This window comes from Streptomyces sp. SID13031 (genome assembly GCF_010548305.1).
Lineage (GTDB): Bacteria > Actinomycetota > Actinomycetes > Propionibacteriales > Kribbellaceae > Kribbella.
The window spans coordinates 1-384 of sequence record NZ_JAAGLV010000125.1; the positions used below are offsets into that span (position 1 = coordinate 1).

A 384-nucleotide genomic window follows, 5' to 3' on the forward strand; every position below is an offset into this window, starting at 1 on the left:
AAACACCCGATGGGGCCGAACTCGCTGGACGCGCTTTGCCGTCGCTACGGTATCGACAACTCGCACCGCGCCAAGCACGGCGCGCTTCTCGACTCCGAACTGCTGGCGGAAGTCTACATCGAGATGATCGGCGGCCGTCAGGCAGCACTCGGCCTTGTGTCCAGCAGATCGACCGATCAGGCAATCGAACTCGACGACGCGCCGATCCTTATCGGCCAGCGGCCGCGTCCTTTGCCGAACCGGCTCTCGGAGGCGGACCTCGCAGCCCACGCGGCGTTGATCGCCAAGATCGCCGCCAAGGCGATCTTGGCAAAATACGACCCCCAGGACTAAGGCAGATACGAAAAAGCCCGACACATTTGCCCGGCTTTTCGTTTCACCAAT

Annotated in this window: 1 pseudogene; it reads left to right on the top strand. The window is 62.0% G+C overall.

Annotation, left to right across the window (positions count from 1 at the left end):
* Nucleotides 1-333, top strand: a pseudogene (locus G3I17_RS39540) (hypothetical protein); the annotation flags it as partial.
* Between the last annotated feature and the right edge of the window lie 51 nt (nucleotides 334-384).